We start from the raw sequence: 13,802 nt of genomic DNA, 5'->3' as shown, positions 1-13,802 counted from the left end.
CGCTATTTGTCGGCGAGCCGGGCCTTCTTGACCCTGTTGCCGCAGGTGTTCATCGAGCACCAGCGGCGGTTTGTGCCGCGACTGGTATCGAGGAAGAGGCCGGCGCAGCCGGGGCCTTCGCATGCTTTGATCCGGCTGCGGCCGGGGCCTCCGAGTATTTGGATGGCGTCGGTAGCAAGCACTCCGAGTGCGTCCGCTACCGGCGCTTCCTCGCTGAGGTGCCAGACTGCGAGCCCGTTGTCGAGGCCGGGGCTCGGCCGTCCTGCGGCCGCGACCCCGTTCAGGATCGCCGCGTCACCCGGGTCGGGGCATTGGGTGGCGGCGACGGCCAGCCCGGCGCGGTAGATCGCTTCTCGCAGGGTCAGCGCATCCTGGAGCTCGGTGGGCGAGACGTCGGGTACGTGCAGCCCCGCGGCATGCAACCAGAGCTCGAGCCGGCCGGGGTCGGAGAGCCGCTCCAGGGGCGCCGCGCCGACCCGGTCGCTCATCGTGGCGGTGAAGCGGAACGCGAGCACTTCGTTGTCCAGTCGGAACAGTCGACGGGCCTCCACGGTCACCCCCTTCCGCATGTAACACCTGGACCTATCTGAACCACCTTAACCGGTTCGACATAAGCGTCGACTCGCGTCACAATGTGAACCGTCTTAAACGGTTCACATGGTGGAGGTTGTGCGATGGGCGAGGTTGCGGTCATTGGTCTCGGCGGGATGGGGCGGGCGATCGCGCGCAATCTGGTGCGGGCAGGCCATGAGACCGTGGTGTGGAACCGTTCAGCAGGGCCCGCGGAAGAACTCGCGCAGGCCGGCGCCCACCGCGCCGCATCCGTCGCGGAGGCCCTCCGGTGCCCGGTGGTGTTCAGTGTCTTATCCGACGACACCGCCTTCGCGGAGACTTTCCTGGACTCCGGGGTCCTGGGCCAGGCGCGACCCGGGGCGATCCACGTCAACGTGGCTACGGTGAGCGTCGGACTGTGCCGCCGGGCCGCGGAGGCGCACGCCGAGCACGGAATCGGCTACGTCGCCGCCCCGGTGTTCGGCCGGGTCAGCGTCGCCGAGGCCGGTGCGCTGAACATCCTCGCCGCGGGCGAGCCCGGGCTCATCGACGGGGTTCAGCCGTTCTTCGATGCGATCGGATCGCGCACCTGGCGCCTGGGCGAGCGACCCGAGCAGGCCAACACCGCAAAGGTCCTGGGCAACTACCTGATTGCCTGCGCGATCCAATCGCTCGGGGAAGCGGTCAGCGTCGCAGACGCGGCCGGCGCCGACCCGGTTCAGTTCGTCGAGCTACTGGCTTCGACGCTCTTCCCCGGACCCATCTACTCCGGATACGGATCGATGATCGCGCAGCGCAGATACCAGCCGGCCGGGTTCACCACAGCACTCGGGCGCAAGGACCTCCACCTCGCCCTCGAGGCAGCAGCCGGTCAAGCCGTCTCCCTGCCGTTCGGCGAACTGCTCACAGGCGTTTTCGACCAAGCGATCGCCGACGGCCGCGCAACGGACGACTGGGCCGTGATCGCCGAGCAGCAGCCGCGGTGAACACCGCTGCGCGGCGGTCTTCCGCACCGAGGAAGCCCTGGACGATGAATGTTCCTGAGGAGACGGGTCGTGGGTCAGTTGGTGCCGACGCTGTGGCGGTGGGCGGGTGCGCGGCCGGCGGGTTGCGCCGGCGCGGGTAGTACCGGGATGAGGGGGATCGGGAGTTCGATTGGCTCACCGGTGGTGACGCGGGCGGATCGGCCGTGGTGGAGGATGTCGAGGCCTTCGCCGTTCGAGAGGGAATACTTCGCGCGCTGGTGGTCGATTTCGACGCAGAGTCGCTGGCCGCGGATGGAGACCTTGAAGGCGAGGCGGGTGATGTCTTCCGGCAGCCGGGGTGCGAAGGAAATCGTTTTGTCCTCGTGATGCCGCATGCCACCGAGCCCGGCGATCAGGGCGATCCAGGTGCCGGCGAGCGAGGCGATGTGCAAGCCGTCGCGGGTGTTGTGTTCGAGGTCGTCGAGATCCATCAGGGCGGCCTCGCCGAGATAGTCGTGCGCCAGGCCGAGATGGCCGACTTCGGCGGCCATTACCGATTGGATGCAGGCCGACAGCGACGAGTCACGCACGGTGATGCGCTCGTAGTAGTCGAAGTTGCGGGCCTTGTCGGCGCTGGTAAAGGCGTCGCCGCGCAGGTACATGGCCATCACCAGGTCGGCCTGTTTGACGACCTTCTTGCGGTACAGGTCGAAATACGGGAAATGCAGCAGCAGTGGGTATTTGTCGGCCGGGGTGTGCTCGAAATCCCAATCCTGGTGTGTGGTGAAGCCTTCGGCCTGGGGGTGGATGCCGATCTTGTCGTCGTAGGGGATGTAGATCGCCTCCGCCGCATCGCGCCAGCCGGCCATCTCCTCCTCGTCGACGCCCAGTTCACGGGCGCGTTCGGGGTAGAGGTGGGCGGTGTCGGCGGCGGCGCGCAGATTCTGCTGCGCCATCAGATTGGTGTAGACGTTGTTGTCGGCCACGGCGCTGTATTCGTCGGGTCCGGTGACACCGTCGATGCGGAACCGGCCCGCGCTGTCATGGTGGCCGAGCGACCGCCACAGGCGGGCGGTGTGCACCAGCAGATCCAATCCGAAAGTGCGCTCGAACTTTTCGTCACCGGTGACGCGGATGTAGCGGACGACGGCGTCGGCGATGTCCGCGCCGATGTGGAAGGCCGCGGTGCCGGCGGGCCAGTAACTCGAACACTCTTGTCCCGCAATGGTTCGCCACGGGAAGGCCGCGCCCTGCAACCCCAGCTGGCGCGCCCGTTCCAGGGCCGCCGGGAGCGTGGAGTGCCGCCAGCGCAGGGCGTGCGCCGCCGCCTCCGGCACGGTGTAGGTGAGGACCGGCAGGACGAAAGTCTCACTGTCCCAAAAGGTGTGGCCGTTGTAACCCGGCCCGGTCAGCCCCTTCGCCGGAATCGCCTTGCCCTCGGCGCGGGCGCCGGCCTGCAGCACATGGAACAGCGCGAAGCGAACGGCCTGCTGGATCTCGGCATCGCCCTCGACCTCGACATCGGCACAATCCCAGAAATTGTCCAGGTAGGCGCGCTGCTCGGCGACCAGGCCGTCCCAGCCGGATTCGGTCGCGGCGGAGAGCGCGGCGGCGACCTGGGCGCGCACACCGGGCAGCGACCGCGTCGCCGACCAGCCGTAGGAGACGAATTTGACCAGCCGGAGCGGTTGTCCCGGAACGAGATCCGCGGTCACGGTGACCCGGGCCAGATCCGGATAGCTTTCCACTTCCTGCTTCACGGTCGGATCGCTCAGCACATGATCCATGGCGCATCCGATCCGCAGGCCGCTGCCGGTGGTGCGGTGGATCAGTTCGGCCCAATTGTCGTGGCAGGAGTGCGCTTCCGACTCCAGGCACGCGTCCAGATGCGAGGCGCTGCGCGGATCACCGTCCGAATCGGGCAGCTGCTCATTGGCGACCAGTTCGGATTGCAGGACCACCCGGGCCGGGCCGTCGAGCACCTCGACCTCGTAGGAGATCGCGGCTACCGCGCGCTGGGTGAGCGATACCAGCCGCTCCGAGGTGACCCGGACGGTGCGCCCGGTCGGCGAGGTCCATTCGCTGCGGCGGCGCAGCACGCCCGCGCGCATATCGAGTTCCCGTCCGTGGGAATGCAATTGGCCGTAGCGGATGTCGAACGGCTCGTCGTCGACGAGCAGCCGGATCAGCTTGCCGTTGGTGACGTCGATGACCGTCTGCCCGGACTCCGGATACCCGTAACCGCCCTCGGCATAGGGCAGGACGGCGGATTCCCAGACCCCGTTCAGATAGGAGCCGGGCAGCCCGTTGGGTTCCCCCTCGTCGAGGTTCGCGCGCCAGCCGATATGGCCGTTGGACAACGCGAACACGGACTCGACCTGTGCGATCACGCTGAGATCCGTGGTTTCCGCGCGAATGGACCACGGCTCGACCACGAAGCCCGGATGCTTGATCATCGGCCGAACAATTCCGCGAGATCGGTGACGACCACATCGGCGCCGTGCGCGCGCAGCGCATCGGCCTGCCCGACCCGGTCGACGCCGACGACCAAGCCGAAAGCACCGGCCCGGCCGGACTCCACTCCGGCGAGCGCATCCTCGTATACCGCGCATTCGGCCGGTTCGAGGCCGAGCGCGCGGGCGCCGGCGAGATAGGTGTCGGGAGCGGGCTTCCCGTGCAGATGCTGCTGCTGGGCGACGATGCCGTCGATGCGCGCGTCGAAGAGACCGTCGAATCCGGCCGCTACCAGCACATCCTGGCAATTGGTGCTCGACGAGACCACGGCTCGGCCGAGCCCGGCATCGCGGACCGCGCGGACGTACCGCATCGAACCCTCGTACGCCTCCACACCGTCCTGGCGGATCATCCGCAACACGATGTCGTTCTTACGCAAGCCGAGCCCCTCGACGGTATTCATGTCCGGGGTATCGGACGCGGTGCCCTCGGGCAGTTCGATACCGCGCGATTCCAGGAACGATCGCGTCCCATCGGCGCGGGGTTTGCCGTCGACATAGGTGTCGTAGTCGGCGACCTTGTCGAACGGCACGAAGGGCGTGTGCGTCTGTTCGGCGCGCTGCCGCAGGAAGGCGTCGAACATCTCCTTCCAGGCGGCCGCGTGGACGGTGGCCGTCCGGGTCAGCACGCCATCGAGGTCGAACAGACAGCCGCGAATTTTGTCCGGGAGACCCAACACCGAATCGACGGTACTCCGGCGCGCGGAGGGACACAGCCCATCCGCGGCGCGTCGGGTCTAATCGTTGCTGTCCAGCCAGGGTTCCTGCCACCCGTGGAACCCCGCGGTCAGGGCGGCGGTGCTCGGCCCCCATGAACCGCGCGCATAGCCGGTGACCGGCGGCGGCGCGTCGAGCAGCGGTTGCACGATGCGCCAGGTTTCCTCGACGGCGTCCTCGCGGGCGAAGAACCGGCTGTCCCCGGTGAGCCCGGCCTCCAGCACTTTCTCGTACGGTGTCGCCAGGGCGCCGAAATCGTCGCGGAACAGAGTATCCAGATCGATGCTGCGCCAGCCCTTTTCATCGTGTGCCGCGATCTGCAACCGCAGGCCCGGATTCGGGTCGATGCGAATGACGATCTGATTGGGTGCGATCCGCGCGGGTGCGTCCGCGAAGGCCAATCGTGGAGTGCGGTGCAGGATCAGCCGGACCTCGGTGACGGTCTCGGCCAGGGCCTTACCGGCGCGCAGGAAGACCGGCACGCCCGACCAGCGCCAGTTGTCGATCTCCAGCCGCATGGCGACGAAGGATTCGGTGTCCGAGCCCGCGGCGACGCCCGGCACGTCGAGGTAGCCGTTGTACTGGCCGCGCACGCAATGCTTCGGATCGACCGGCCGGATCGCGCGCAGCACCTCGGCCTTCTTGTCGCGCAGTTCGTCGCCGACGCCACCGGCCAGCGGTTCCATCGTGACCAGCGCCAGCACCTGCAGCAGATGGTTCTGCACCACATCGCGCAGCGCGCCGACCGGATCGTAGAACTTGCCGCGGTCCTCGACGCCGAAGTTCTCGGCCATGGTGATCTGGATGCACGACACGCTCGCGCGGTCCCACACCTGGGCGAGCAGCAGATTGGCGAACCGCACGTACTCCAGCTCGATGACCGGTTCCTTGCCCAGGAAGTGATCGACCCGCAGCAGCTGATCCTCCCCAATCACCTTGTGCAGCCGCGTGTTCAGGGCCTGGGCCGAGGGCAGATCATTGCCGAAGGGCTTCTCGAGCGCGACCCGCGCGTTCTCCAGCAGGTTCGCCGCCGCGAGCTGCTCGACGATCGGACCGAACAGCGACGGCGGCATTTCCAGGTAGTAGAGGGCCTGCCGGTACTTGCCCGCCCGCTCGGCCAGCTTCTGATACAGGCCAGGCCCCTGTACATCACCGTTCAGATAGGACAGCCGGGCGGCGAAACGGTCGAAGATCTCCTCGTCGATCTTCTCCCCGGTCCCTTCGATCGAGGTGCGGGCGGTCTCCACCAGCGCCGCGTCGGTCAGCGGCCGCCCGGCCACGCCGATGATCCGGCAATCGAGCAGGCCGCGCCGCTCGAGCAGATACAGGGAGCGGAATGTCATTTTTCGAGCCAGGTCTCCGGTGATACCGAAAATCACCAGCAGGTCCGCGGTGGTCGGGCTGCTCTCGGTTGCCATATCCGAAAAATACCCGCATCGGCCACACTCTTCTCCTGAACGAGTGCATGCGGTTCGGCCGGGCGGTCTTGCGGGCGCGCCTGCGGGGGAAGAAACTGGGGGCGGAATAGGGTGTGCTCGTATTCGCGCGAATCGATCGGAGTCGGATGGGAATGGTTGCGCAGCCTGCGGTTTCGATGTCGATGGTGCCCGGAGCGGAAATGTTGCGGACCCAATGGCTGAGCGAACGCATTGCCGATATGGGAATTTCCTGGGGCACCGGAGACTCCCGGGTATCCGGGACCCTGTGGTGGTGCATGGCTGCGTCCTCGCTGGTCGAACCCATTGTCGGCGCTTATGCCGCGGGCCGGCCCGCTTTCGATCCGGCGCTCGAGCACATTTCGCTGGAGATACGGCCCGACGGCGGCGTCGAGCGGGTGGTACCGCAGGCGCACGAATACACCGTGGCGCTGGGTACCACGCCGCTCGAGAATCTGCACGCCGCCGCCGAAGCCGAGGAATGCTGCGCGAACACCTCGATGGGTAATGCGCTGCGGCATACGCTCTCCCGGGTCATCCCGGTGGTCGCCGAGGTGTCCGGGGCGGGTGTGGCCTCGCTGTGGGCGATCGTGGCCGATGCCATCGGCAACCGCGCCCTGGATATCGGCGCCGAGGAGGCCGGCGCCCGGCTGGCCCGGGATGTGGCGGGGCGGATGCCGGTGCCGCGGTTCACCGATATCGGTGGCCGTACTTTCGTGCGCCGCATCTCCTGCTGCCTGGTCTTCGAGGTGCCGGGCTGCGAGATGTGCACCAGTTGCCCGAAACGCCCGGCTGCTCAACGCGAAACACTGCTGGCCGAGGTCGCTGCCCGCGGCTGACCGCACCACGAAGCACGTGGCCGGTGGCCTGCCGATAGCATGGTGCGCGCCGAGACAATACGTTCGCGAACAGCGCGAGCGTGAACCCGGGCGGGTCGACACCTCCGCCCATGAATGCCAAGGAGCGCGCAGCCGTGACCACCTCACCCCCGCAGATCCCAGCCGCCCTCGTCCGGGTGCCTGCCGGGACTACGGCGGGTTCCGCGGTGCGCGAGGCGGATCTGCCCAGCAAGGGCGCGGATGCCGTCATCGTCGTGCGGGATGCCGAGGGCAATCTCCGGGATCTGTCCTGGATCCCCGACACCGATGCCGAGGTCGAAGCGGTCACCGCCGATTCGCCGGACGGCCGCAATGTGATCCGGCATTCCGCCGCGCATGTGCTGGCGCAGGCCGTGCAGCAGGAGTTCCCCGAGGCCAAGCTGGGCATCGGCCCGTTCATCAAGGACGGCTTCTACTACGACTTCCAGGTCGAGCGCCCGTTCACCCCCGAGGATCTGGCCAAGCTGGAGTCCCGGATGAAGAAGATCATCAAAGGCGCGCAGCGGTTTTCGCGCCGGGTGGTCGAGGTCGAGGAGGCCCGGGTCGAACTGGCCAAGGAGCCGTTCAAGCTGGAGCTCATCTCCGATAAGTCGGGTATCGACGATCCGGAGGTCATGGAGGTCGGCGGCAAAGAGCTGACCATCTACGACAATCTGGACCCGCGCACCGGCGAGAAGCTGTGGGGCGATCTCTGCCGCGGCCCGCACATCCCGACCACCAAGTACATTCCGGCGTTCAAGCTGACCCGCTCGTCCGCCGCCTACTGGCGTGGCGATCAGAGCCGCGAGGATCTGCAGCGCATCTACGGCACCGCGTGGGAATCCACCGAGGCCCAGGACGAGTACCTGCACCTGCTCGAAGAGGCCGAGAAGCGCGACCACCGCAAGCTCGGCCTGGAACTGGACCTGTTCTCCTTCCCCGATGAGCTGGGCTCGGGCCTGCCGGTGTTCCACCCCAAGGGCGGCATCATCCGCAAGGAGCTCGAGGACTACTCGCGTCGCCGGCACACCGCCGCGGGCTACGAGTTCGTCAATACCCCGCACATCACCAAGGGCCACCTGTTCGAGGTCTCGGGCCACCTGGACTGGTATCGGGACGGCATGTTCCCGGCCATGCACCTGGACGCCGAACTCAACGAGGACGGGACCGTCCGCAAGCCGGGCCAGGACTACTACGTCAAGCCGATGAACTGCCCGATGCACAACCTGATCTTCCGGTCGCGTGGCCGGTCGTATCGGGAACTGCCGCTGCGCATGTTCGAGTTCGGCTCGGTGTACCGCTACGAGAAGTCCGGTGTGATCCACGGCCTGACCCGGGTGCGCGGCATGACCCAGGACGACGCGCACATCTACTGCACCAAGGAGCAGATGCACGCGGAGCTCACCTCCACGCTGCAGTTCGTGCTCTCGCTGCTGCGCGACTACGGCCTCGACGACTTCTACCTCGAGCTCTCCACCAAGGACCCGAAGAAGTTCGTCGGCTCCGACGAGCTGTGGGAGGAAGCCACCGAGACCCTGCGCAAGGTGGCCACCGACTCCGGCCTGGACCTGGTGCCGGATCCGGGCGGCGCCGCCTTCTACGGCCCGAAGATCTCCGTGCAGGCCAAGGACGCGCTCGGCCGCACCTGGCAGATGTCGACCATCCAGCTGGACTTCAACCTGCCCGAACGCTTCGAGCTGGAGTACACCGGCGCGGACGGCGCCAAGCACCGCCCGGTCATGATCCACCGCGCGCTGTTCGGTTCCATCGAGCGGTTCTTCGGTGTGCTCACCGAGCATTACGCGGGCGCGTTCCCGGCGTGGCTGTCGCCGGTGCAGGTGGTGGGCATCCCGGTCGCCGAGGCCTTCGCCGAGCACCTCGACGGTGTCATCGAACAGTTGCGGGACAACGGCATTCGCGCCGACGTGGACCGCAGCGACGACCGTATGCAGAAGAAGATCTTCAACCACACCGCGCTGAAGGTGCCGTTCATGCTGCTGGCCGGCGCGCGCGATGTGGAGAACGGAGCGGTGTCCTTCCGCTTCCGGGACGGCACCCAGGTCAACGGTATTCCCGTCGCCGAAGCCGTTGCCACCGTGGTGGATTGGGTGCAGCGGCGCGAGAACGCCTCGCCCACCGCGGAACTCATCGAGAAGACGAACGGGGCGGCGTGAGTGGTCAGGGCCCGGAGGCGGAAGCCTGCGTAACCACGGAGGGCCACCGATCACGCCCGGAGGAAACAGTATGACGCAACAGGATTCGGCGCCGCGGGAGACCATCATCGACCGCGGTGCGGGGGACCCGGACCGTTTGCAGCGACTGTGGACGCCGTACCGGATGTCCTACATCACAGGCGAGGCCGAGCCCACGGTCGACGTGCCCAAGAAGACCGGGCATCCCTTCACCGATATCCCGCAGATGTCGGATGAGGACGGCTTGATCCTCGCGCGCGGCGAATGGGTCTACGCGGTGCTGAACCTGTACCCCTACAACCCGGGCCACACCATGGTGGTGCCTTATCGCCGCGTGGCCAATCTCGAAGATCTGACTCCGCAGGAGAGCGCCGAATTGATGGCGTTCACGCAGCAGGCCATTCGAGTGATGAAAAGGGTCTCGCGGCCCGAGGGATTCAATGTCGGCTTGAATCTCGGCGGTGTCGCCGGTGGTTCACTCGCCGATCACCTGCATCAACATATCGTGCCGCGCTGGAGTGGAGACGCGAATTTCATTACCGTCGTCGGCGGCGTCAAAGTGATGCCGCAGTTGTTGCGGGAAACTCGCGCGCTGCTGGCGGAGGCATGGAAGGAAGCTGACGCATGAAAGGACCCGGCGTGAGCGGTCAGGGCGCGGAGGCGGAAGCCTGCGTAACCACGGAGCGCCCCCGGGCACGCCTGAAAGGATTCTGCGGAGCGTGCTGAGCTTCTTCGGTCGCGAAACGTTCGCCAAGGCGACTGCGCCGCTGGGCAAAGCGCTGGTGAGCACCGGGCTGACGCCCGACGCGATGACGATCATCGGCACCACCGCCTCGATCGCCGCGGCGGTGACCCTCTTCCCGACCGGTCACCTGTTCTGGGGAACCATGGTGATCTGGCTGTTCGTCATGTTCGACATGCTGGACGGGGCGATGGCGCGGGCGCGAGGCGGCGGCACCAAATACGGTGCGGTGCTCGACGCCAGCTGTGACCGGGTGGCCGACGGCGCCATCTTCGCGGGCCTGGCGTGGTGGGCCGTCTACCACGAGCACTCGAAGCACCTGCTGTTCGCGACCCTGGTCGTACTGATCACCTCGCAGGTCATCTCGTACATCAAGGCGCGCGCGGAGGCGAGCGGGCTGTCCGCCGACGGCGGGCTCATCGAGCGGCCGGACCGGCTCATCATCGTGCTCGTCGGCGCCGGATTCACCGGTATCGGCGGCTATTTCGACATCAACTGGCTGTCGTACGCGGTGTATGCCGCCATGTACGCGCTGGCCGTGCTCAGCATCATCACCGTCTTCCAGCGGGCGCTGGCGGTGCGCAATTCTCCCGGCGCCCGCGACATCCTCGCCACGGCGGCGAAGGCTCCGGAGGAACCGCAGCAGTGAGCACCGATTTCACGTCCGCGATGACCGACAAGGCGTACGCGGCCGGGTGGCGGCTGGTCCGCGCACTGCCGGAAGGCATGGTGCGCAAGGGCTTCGACCGCGGTGCGGATGTCTTCGCGAAGCGGTCGAACAAGGCCGCGCAGCTGGGGCAGCCGAATCAGTTGCGGCGCAACCTCGCCCGCGTGCTCGGAACGACCCCGGAAGCGGTGCCGGACAGCCTGATCCGCGACAGCGTGCGTTCCTACGCCCGCTACTGGCGGGAGGCGTTCCGGCTGCCGTCCATGGACCATGTGGCATTGGGGAGGTCGCTGCAGGTCGCCGGGAAAGAGCATTTGTTCGCGGCGCTGGAACAGGGGCGCGGGGCGGTGCTGGTGCTGCCGCATTCCGGCAACTGGGATATGGCCGGTGTCTGGCTCGTGCAGAACAACGGCGCCTTCGCGACGGTCGCGGAGCGCCTGAAGCCGGAAGCGTTGTTCGAGCGTTTCATGGCGTACCGGCAGAGCCTGGGATTCGAGGTCTTTCCGCTCACCGGCGGCGAGCAGCCGCCCTTCCCGCAGCTGGCGGACCGGCTGCGAGACAACAAGGTCGTCTGCCTGATGGGGGAGCGCGACCTCACCGGTAAGGGCGTGCCGGTGAACTTCTTCGGCGAGCGCACCTGGCTACCGGCCGGCGCCGCCAAACTGGCCATCGAGACCGGTGCGGCCATGCTCCCGGTGCACTGCTGGTTCACCGTCGACGCGCAGGGCCGGGAGGATTGGGGCATGGAGGTTTTCGAGGCCCTCGACACTTCCGGCGGCGTGCAGCCCGCCACCCAGGCGCTGGCGGATGTCTTCGCCGCCAATATCGCCGCGCATCCCGCCGACTGGCACATGCTGCAGCCACTGTGGGAGAGTGATCTGTCGCAGGAGCGACGGGCTCGCATCGCGGCGGCGCAGCAGACATTGGGGTATCGGGAACCGGTGGCGGACATCGGAACCGAGGGGTTCAGGGGAGACGGCGCGCTATGAGAATCGGCATGGTCTGCCCGTACTCGTTCGATGTCCCGGGCGGGGTGCAGGCTCATGTCGTCGAGCTCGCGCAGGTACTCATCGAACGCGGCCACAAGGTGAGCGTGCTCGCCCCGGCCGCCGACGACACTCCCTTGCCGGACTTCGTGGTGTCGGCGGGTAAGGCCGTGGCGATTCCCTACAACGGATCGGTGGCGCGACTCTCCTTCGGGCCCACCGCGTATACGCGGATCCGGCGCTGGATCGCCGAGAACGATTTCGACGTGCTGCACATCCACGAGCCGAACGCGCCCAGCCTGTCCATGCTGGCCCTGAAGATCGCGGAGGGGCCCATCGTGGCGACCTTCCACACCTCGACCACGAAATCGCTGGTGCTCAGCACTTTCCAGGGCGTGCTGCGGCCGTACCACGAGAAGATCAGCGGACGCATCGCGGTGAGCGAACTGGCGCGGCGCTGGCAGGTGGAGGCGCTCGGCGGCGACGCGGTGGAGATCCCGAACGGCGTGGACGTGCCCGCCTTCGCGCACGCCCCACTGCTGGACGGCTATCCGCGGGCCGGTAAATCGGTGCTGTTCCTGGGCCGCTACGACGAACCGCGCAAGGGCATGGCCGTATTGCTCGGCGCCCTACCGGCGTTGGTGCGCAAGCATCCCGATATCGAGGTGCTGATCGTCGGTCGCGGCGACGAGGAACGGCTGATCCGCGAGGCCGGCGAGCATGCGGGACATCTGCGCTTTCTCGGGCAGGTCTCCGATGCCGAGAAGGCGTCCGCCATGCGCAGCGCCGACGTGTACTGCGCGCCCAATACCGGCGGCGAGAGCTTCGGCATCGTGCTGGTCGAGGCCATGGCGGCCGGAACCGCGGTTGTCGCAAGCGATCTCGACGCCTTCCGGCGGGTACTGCGCGACGGGACCGCGGGTCTGCTGGTGCCGGTCGGTGATTCCGCGCGGCTGGCGCAGGCGCTGGATACCGTGCTCACCGATACCGAGCGGCGGGAGGAATTCATCCGCACTGCCAATCAGGTTGTCGGCGAATACGACTGGCCGGTGGTGGCGGAGCAGATCCTGCGCGTCTACGAGACCGTCACGGTCGGCGATATGCGCGTCAGGACCGCCGGATGATCACTTTCTCCGCGACCACCATTCTGGTTCTCGCGCTCATCGCGGCCGTCCTCATCACCGCCGGTGTGTGGGCCTACACCACCGCGAATCGGCTCGACCGGCTGCACGTGCGCAGTGACCAGGCCCGGCTCGCCCTGGATGCGGCGCTGGACCGGCGTGCGGTGGTGGCGCGGGCGGTGGCCACCATCCTGCACGGGCTCGACGATCCGCAGCTGGTGGAGCAGGCGCGTCGCCTCGCCTCGCTGGCCGATCGGGCCGAACGCGCCAACTGGCGGGATCGCGAGACGGTGGAGAACCAGCTCGCGGGTGCGCTGTCGGCCGTGGATTCGGCGCTGCTGCCACCGCAATTGGTGGCCGAGCTGGCCGATGCCGAGGCGCGCGTGCTGATTGCACGTCGCTTCCACAATGACGCGGTGCGCGACACACTCGCCTTGCGGACGCGCCGACCGGTCCGTTGGCTGCACCTCGGCGGTACCGCGCCGCTGCCCACGTATTTCGAAATCGCCGAGCGCGCAACGGCGGCCGCGTCGACGGGGCTGGATGTGGATACCGTCCGCACGTCGGCGCGCATCGTGCTGCTCGACGAGCAGGACCGGGTGCTGCTGCTGCGCGGGGTGGATCCGCAGATTCCCGATGTGCCGTTCTGGTTCACCATCGGCGGCGGCATCGAAACCGGGGAAACCCTGCGCGAGGCCGCGATTCGCGAACTCTACGAGGAGACCGGTTATCCCGCCGATTCCTCGGCGCTGCGCGGCCCGCTGTGGCGGCGGGTGGCGGTCTTCCCCTTCAACGGTGAACTCATCCGCTCCGAGGAACTCTTCTTCGCCTTGCGCGCAAAGAATTTCACGCCCGAGCCGGGCAGTCTCGACTTCATCGAGCGGCGTTCCATTATCGGCAATCAGTGGTGCACCCCCACCGATATCGCTCACCTGGACCACGTCGGTGAAACCGTGTACCCGTATCACCTGGACCAACTGCTGCCGGAGGCCATTGCCGCGGCCGACGCGGATGCCGACCCGGAAGTCCGTTCCATCCGCTGAACCGCGCTGTC

12 protein-coding genes are annotated in these 13,802 nt (G+C 67.3%); 8 read left to right on the top strand and 4 right to left on the bottom strand.

Annotated elements, in window-relative coordinates; genetic code table 11:
- Window positions 1-2 precede the first annotated feature (2 nt).
- Window positions 3-569, bottom strand: coding sequence for a CGNR zinc finger domain-containing protein (locus ACIP5Y_RS30910; protein WP_400355381.1), 567 nt, complete (start codon window positions 567-569; stop codon window positions 3-5).
- A gap of 105 nt (window positions 570-674) precedes the next feature.
- On the opposite strand from ACIP5Y_RS30910, the gene ACIP5Y_RS30905 reads away from it, so the two are divergent.
- Window positions 675-1,538 carry an NAD(P)-dependent oxidoreductase gene (locus tag ACIP5Y_RS30905; protein WP_400355379.1) on the top strand — a complete coding sequence of 288 codons (864 nt, stop codon included), beginning with the start codon at window positions 675-677 and terminating at the stop codon, window positions 1,536-1,538.
- Window positions 1,539-1,612: 74 nt separating this feature from the next.
- On the opposite strand, the gene ACIP5Y_RS30900 is transcribed toward ACIP5Y_RS30905, so the two are convergent.
- The 3 genes from ACIP5Y_RS30900 to ACIP5Y_RS30890 are packed head-to-tail and all read right to left on the bottom strand — an operon-like array spanning window position 1,613 to window position 6,165.
- Window positions 1,613-3,973, bottom strand: coding sequence for a glycoside hydrolase family 65 protein (locus ACIP5Y_RS30900; protein ID WP_400355378.1), 2,361 nt, complete (start codon window positions 3,971-3,973; stop codon window positions 1,613-1,615).
- Window positions 3,970-4,710 carry a beta-phosphoglucomutase family hydrolase gene (locus ACIP5Y_RS30895; RefSeq protein ID WP_400355376.1) on the bottom strand — a complete coding sequence of 247 codons (741 nt, stop codon included), beginning with the start codon at window positions 4,708-4,710 and terminating at the stop codon, window positions 3,970-3,972. The genes ACIP5Y_RS30900 and ACIP5Y_RS30895 overlap by 4 nt, the downstream gene beginning before the upstream one ends.
- A gap of 57 nt (window positions 4,711-4,767) precedes the next feature.
- On the bottom strand, window positions 4,768-6,165 hold the full coding sequence (locus ACIP5Y_RS30890; protein ID WP_400355375.1) for a glucose-6-phosphate dehydrogenase: 1,398 nt from the start codon (window positions 6,163-6,165) through the stop codon (window positions 4,768-4,770).
- Between the two features lie 200 nt (window positions 6,166-6,365).
- On the opposite strand from ACIP5Y_RS30890, the gene ACIP5Y_RS30885 reads away from it, so the two are divergent.
- The 7 genes from ACIP5Y_RS30885 to ACIP5Y_RS30855 all read left to right on the top strand — a co-directional run bounded on the left by ACIP5Y_RS30885 (window position 6,366) and on the right by ACIP5Y_RS30855 (window position 13,791).
- Window positions 6,366-7,022, top strand: a complete 657-nt coding sequence (locus ACIP5Y_RS30885) for a (2Fe-2S)-binding protein (protein WP_400355373.1) — start codon at window positions 6,366-6,368, stop codon at window positions 7,020-7,022.
- Window positions 7,023-7,132: 110 nt separating this feature from the next.
- Window positions 7,133-9,214: a threonine--tRNA ligase gene (thrS, locus tag ACIP5Y_RS30880; protein ID WP_400355371.1), complete on the top strand. Its 2,082-nt coding sequence runs from the start codon at window positions 7,133-7,135 to the stop codon at window positions 9,212-9,214.
- Between the two features lie 70 nt (window positions 9,215-9,284).
- On the top strand, window positions 9,285-9,860 hold the full coding sequence (locus ACIP5Y_RS30875) for an HIT family protein (RefSeq protein WP_400355370.1): 576 nt from the start codon (window positions 9,285-9,287) through the stop codon (window positions 9,858-9,860).
- A 91-nt stretch (window positions 9,861-9,951) separates the two neighbouring features.
- Window positions 9,952-10,623 (top strand): phosphatidylinositol phosphate synthase, encoded by a 672-nt coding sequence (gene pgsA, locus ACIP5Y_RS30870; protein WP_400355368.1) that lies wholly within the window; start codon window positions 9,952-9,954, stop codon window positions 10,621-10,623.
- Window positions 10,620-11,630, top strand: a complete 1,011-nt coding sequence (locus ACIP5Y_RS30865; RefSeq protein WP_400355366.1) for a phosphatidylinositol mannoside acyltransferase — start codon at window positions 10,620-10,622, stop codon at window positions 11,628-11,630. The genes pgsA and ACIP5Y_RS30865 overlap by 4 nt, the downstream gene beginning before the upstream one ends.
- Window positions 11,627-12,751 carry a glycosyltransferase family 4 protein gene (locus tag ACIP5Y_RS30860; protein WP_400355365.1) on the top strand — a complete coding sequence of 375 codons (1,125 nt, stop codon included), beginning with the start codon at window positions 11,627-11,629 and terminating at the stop codon, window positions 12,749-12,751. The genes ACIP5Y_RS30865 and ACIP5Y_RS30860 overlap by 4 nt, the downstream gene beginning before the upstream one ends.
- Entirely contained in the window at window positions 12,751-13,791 is a 1,041-nt protein-coding gene (locus tag ACIP5Y_RS30855) for an NUDIX domain-containing protein (RefSeq protein ID WP_400355881.1), read from the top strand. Before ACIP5Y_RS30860 ends, ACIP5Y_RS30855 begins: the two co-directional genes overlap by 1 nt.
- The last annotated feature ends 11 nt before the right edge of the window (window positions 13,792-13,802 follow it).

Source organism: Nocardia sp. NPDC088792 (assembly GCF_044750615.1).
Classification (GTDB): domain Bacteria; phylum Actinomycetota; class Actinomycetes; order Mycobacteriales; family Mycobacteriaceae; genus Nocardia.
This window is presented reverse-complemented; position numbering and strand designations above follow the sequence as displayed.